Genomic DNA, 3772 nt, shown 5'->3' on the forward strand with positions numbered 1-3772 from the left:
TCCGCGGTGACGGCCACGGTGAACTCGAAGTGGGCCGCCAGCGAGTTGTCCTGGGAGAAGATCGCCCACCCGTCGGTGCCCATCCGCACGGCGTGCCGGCCGGCGGTCGTCATGGGCTCGATGGCCAGGACCATACCCTCCTCGAGGAGGGGGCCCTTGCCCGGGTCCCCGTAGTTCGGGATCTGCGGGTCCTCGTGCATGTCGCGCCCGATGCCGTGGCCGACGAGCGAGCGCACGATCGACAGGCCCTCGGCCTCGACGTGCTGCTGCACCGCGTGCGACACGTCGCCGAGGCGGTTGCCCGGCCGGACCTCCGCGATGCCCGCCCACATCGCCGCCCGACAGGCCGCCGAGAGCTCGGCGTCCCCGGGGGCCGGCGTGCCGATCGAGACGGTCACCGCCGCGTCGCCGTGCCAGCCGTCGAGGATCGCGCCGCAGTCGAGCGAGAGCAGGTCGCCCTCGACGAGCACCGTGCCCGGCCGCGGGATGCCGTGCACGACCTCGGCGTTGACCGAGGCGCAGATGCTCCCGGGGAACCCGTGGTACCCGAGGAAGGACGGGACGGCGCCCGCCTCCCGGATCGTCGACTCGGCGAGCGCGTCGAGGTCGGCGGTGCTGGCGCCGGGGACCGCGGCGGCGCCGACGCGCGCGAGGGTCGCCGCCACGACGAGGCCGGCGGCTCGCATCGCGTCGAGCTCACCTCGCGACTTGATCTGCACGTCGCTCCCGATCCGGCCGCCCGACAGCCGCCCGGCCACGCGCCCGAGGCCCACGCCCACGTCGGCAAGGCCTGCGCCGCCGACCCGGCCGGCCCCGCGCACGACCCGGCCCAGGCCCACCGCCGCTCAGTCCTCCGGCTCGTCGGCCAGCGCGTCCATGGCGCGGTCGGTGATCTCGTCCATGTCGCCCATGGCGTCGACGGTCACGAGGAGGTCGCGGTAGTACTCGATCAGCGGAGCGGTCTCCCGGCGGTAGACCTCCTGCCGGTTGCGGATGACGTCCTCGGTGTCGTCGGAACGGCCGCGCGAGGTGAGCCGCTGGATCAGCTCCTCGTCGTCCACCTCGAACAGCAGGACGGCGTCGAGCTTCTGGTCGAGCTCGGAGAGGACCTTGTTCAGCTCGTCGGCCTGGGAGGTGTTGCGCGGGAAGCCGTCGAGCAGGAACCCCTGCGCCGCGTCCGGCTGCGCGAGGCGGTCCTTGACCATGGCGACGGTGACCTCGTCCGGCACCAGGTCGCCCGCGTCGACGTAGCGCTGGGCCTCCTGGCCGAGCTCCGTCCCGTTCTTCATGTTGTCGCGGAAGAGGTCGCCGGTGGAGATGTGCGGGGCGTCGAGCCGCTCCGACAACCGTGCCGCCTGCGTCCCCTTGCCTGCTCCGGGCGGGCCCACCAGAACGATCCTCATGTCCACTCCTCTCCGGCGCGACCGTCGTCGGTCACGCGTGCCCATCCTGCCCTGCGGGGGCCGTCCCCGGCTCCCCCGCAGCGGGCGGGGAGCACACGCTCAGCGCAGGAAACCCTCGTAGTTGCGCTGCATCAGCTGGCTCTCGATCTGCTTCACGGTGTCCAGGCCGACACCGACCATGATCAGGACGGCGGTGCCCCCGAAGGGGAAGTTCTGGTTGCCGCCCTGGCCGGTGATGCCCAGGAAGAAGTTCGGGAGGACCGCGATGATGCCGAGGTAGATCGATCCCGGCAAGGTGATCCGCGAGAGGACGTACTGGAGGTACTCCGCCGTGGGCCGGCCCGGCCGGATGCCCGGGATGAAGCCCCCGAACTTCTTCATCTCGTCGGCACGTTCCTCGGGGTTGAACGTGATCGCGACGTAGAAGTAGGTGAAGAAGATGATCAGGGCGAAGTACAGGATGATGTGGAGCCAGTTGGACTGGTTCGCCAGGTAGTTCTGCACGAACACGGCGAAGCCGGAGCTGGAGTTGCCCACCAGCCGCGAGAGCAGGTCGGGCAGGTAGAGCAGCGACGACCCGAAGATCACCGGGATGACACCGGCCTGGTTGACCTTCAGGGGCAGGTAGGTCGACGTCCCGCCGTACATCCGGCGGCCGACCATGCGCTTGGCGTACTGGACCGGGATCCGCCGCTGGCCCTGCTCGACGAAGACGACGCTCGCGATGATCGCGAGGCCGAAGACGCAGACGACGGCGAAGACCAGGACGCCCGAGCTCGAGAGGATCTGCTGGCCCTCGGCCGGGATGCGCGCCGCGATCGAGGTGAAGATCAGCAGCGACATGCCGTTGCCGACGCCGCGCTCGGTGACCAGCTCGCCGAACCACATGATCATGGCGGTGCCGGCCGTCATCACGAGCACGATGACCGCGAGGTCGAAGACCCCGGCGCCCGGCAGGATCGGGAACTGGGAGGGGTCGCAGTTCTGGAACAGCTGCCCGCGGTCCGCCAGCGCCACGATGCCGGTGGACTGCAGGATGGCCAGCGCGATGGTCAGGTAGCGCGTGTACTGCGTCAGCGTGCCCTGACCGGACTGCCCCTCCTTCTTCAGCTGCTCGAAGCGCGGGATGACCACGGTGAGCAGCTGGATGATGATGCTCGCCGTGATGTAGGGCATGATGCCCAGCGCGAAGATCGACAGCTGGAGCAGTGCGCCACCGGAGAACAGGTTGATCAGGGAGTAGACGCTGGCCGCGTCACCGCCCTGGACCTGGCGCAGGCAGGCCTGCACGTTGGTGTACGAGACCCCGGGGGCCGGCAGGGTGGCGCCGAGTCGGTAGACCGCGACGATGCCGAGCGTGAACAGGATCTTCTTGCGTAGGTCCGGCGTCGCCAGCGCGGACCGCACGGGGCCGAGCACTCGGACCTCCAGCTGGTCGTCGATTCCGGCTCCGCCGCTCGACCGGTCGCCGTCGGCGCCCCGAGAGGGGGCGGACCGGGCCGGACGGCTGACGCTCCGGGTGTGTGGCGTTCCGGGGGGCGGGGCCTGCAGGCGAGGGTAACAGCAGGCCGGGGCCACCCCGACCGGCCCCGGACACCACACGGGCCCGGGGTGCCGTCGGCACCCCGGGCCCGGGTCGTGTGGTGAACGGGTCAGACGACCGTGGTCGTCCCGCCCGCGGCGCTGATCTTCTCGCTGGCGGAGCCGGAGAACGCGTGCGCGCTCACCTGCAGCGTCACCGAGCCGAGGTCGCCCTCGCCGAGCACCTTGATCGGGTGCCCGGCCCGCACCGCGCCGGCGGCGACCAGCTCGGCCGGGCCGACCTCGCCGCCGTCGGGGAACAGCCGCGCGAGGTCGCCGATGTTGACGACCTGGGCGACGACCTTGTTGCGGTTGCGGAAGCCCTTGAGCTTCGGCAGGCGCATCTGGAGCGGCATCTGGCCGCCCTCGAACGACGCGGGGACGTTCTTGCGGGCGCCCGTGCCCTTGGTGCCGCGGCCGGCGGTCTTGCCCTTCGAGGCCTCACCGCGACCGACGCGGGTCTTCTCCGTCCGGCTCCCCGGGGCGGGGCGCAGGTGGTGGAGCTTGATGGGCGTCTGGGTGTTCTCGGGCATGGTCAGGCCTCCTCGACCGTCACGAGGTGCCGCACGGTGTGGATCAGACCGCGGTTCTGCGGGGTGTCCGGCCGGGTCACGGTCATGCCGATCCGGCGCAGCCCGAGCGTCCGGAGGGTCTCGCGCTGGTTGCGCTTGCCCCCGATGGACGAGCGCGTCTGCGTGACCAACAGGTCGGCCATGGCTCAGACCCCCTGACCGGCGCGCTGGCGCAGCATCCGCGCCGGCGCGACCTCGTCCAGCGGCAGACCCCGG

Annotated in this window: 5 protein-coding genes and 1 pseudogene; all 6 read right to left on the bottom strand. The window is 71.3% G+C overall.

The window, feature by feature from the left end; all coding sequences use genetic code 11:
• A partial coding sequence (gene map / locus AC0CYZ_RS23275) for a type I methionyl aminopeptidase (RefSeq protein ID WP_472219740.1) occupies positions 1-839 on the bottom strand: 839 nt, incomplete at its 3' end.
• A gap of 6 nt (positions 840-845) precedes the next feature.
• Positions 846-1403, bottom strand: coding sequence for an adenylate kinase (locus tag AC0CYZ_RS23280; protein WP_472219743.1), 558 nt, complete (start codon positions 1401-1403; stop codon positions 846-848).
• A gap of 99 nt (positions 1404-1502) precedes the next feature.
• Positions 1503-2822, bottom strand: coding sequence for a preprotein translocase subunit SecY (gene secY, locus AC0CYZ_RS23285; RefSeq protein ID WP_472219745.1), 1320 nt, complete (start codon positions 2820-2822; stop codon positions 1503-1505).
• A 233-nt stretch (positions 2823-3055) separates the two neighbouring features.
• Complete coding sequence (rplO, locus tag AC0CYZ_RS23290) at positions 3056-3517, bottom strand: 50S ribosomal protein L15 (RefSeq protein ID WP_472219747.1); 462 nt, start codon at positions 3515-3517, stop codon at positions 3056-3058.
• 2 nt (positions 3518-3519) lie between these two features.
• The gene (gene rpmD / locus AC0CYZ_RS23295) at positions 3520-3699 is read right to left on the bottom strand and encodes a 50S ribosomal protein L30 (protein WP_472219749.1); all 180 of its coding nucleotides are present in this window, start codon (positions 3697-3699) and stop codon (positions 3520-3522) included.
• Between the two features lie 3 nt (positions 3700-3702).
• Positions 3703-3772: pseudogene (locus AC0CYZ_RS23300) on the bottom strand (30S ribosomal protein S5); the annotation flags it as partial.

Source organism: Actinomycetospora sp., assembly GCF_055612215.1.

What these genes read in the sequence shown, in the direction of transcription:
- AC0CYZ_RS23280 (WP_472219743.1), bottom strand. Translation starts at nt 1,403, where the DNA reads ATGAGGATCGTTCTGGTGGGCCCGCCCGGAGCAGGCAAGGGGACGCAG.
- rplO (WP_472219747.1), bottom strand. Translation starts at nt 3,517, where the DNA reads ATGCCCGAGAACACCCAGACGCCCATCAAGCTCCACCACCTGCGCCCC.
- rpmD (WP_472219749.1), bottom strand. Translation starts at nt 3,699, where the DNA reads ATGGCCGACCTGTTGGTCACGCAGACGCGCTCGTCCATCGGGGGCAAG.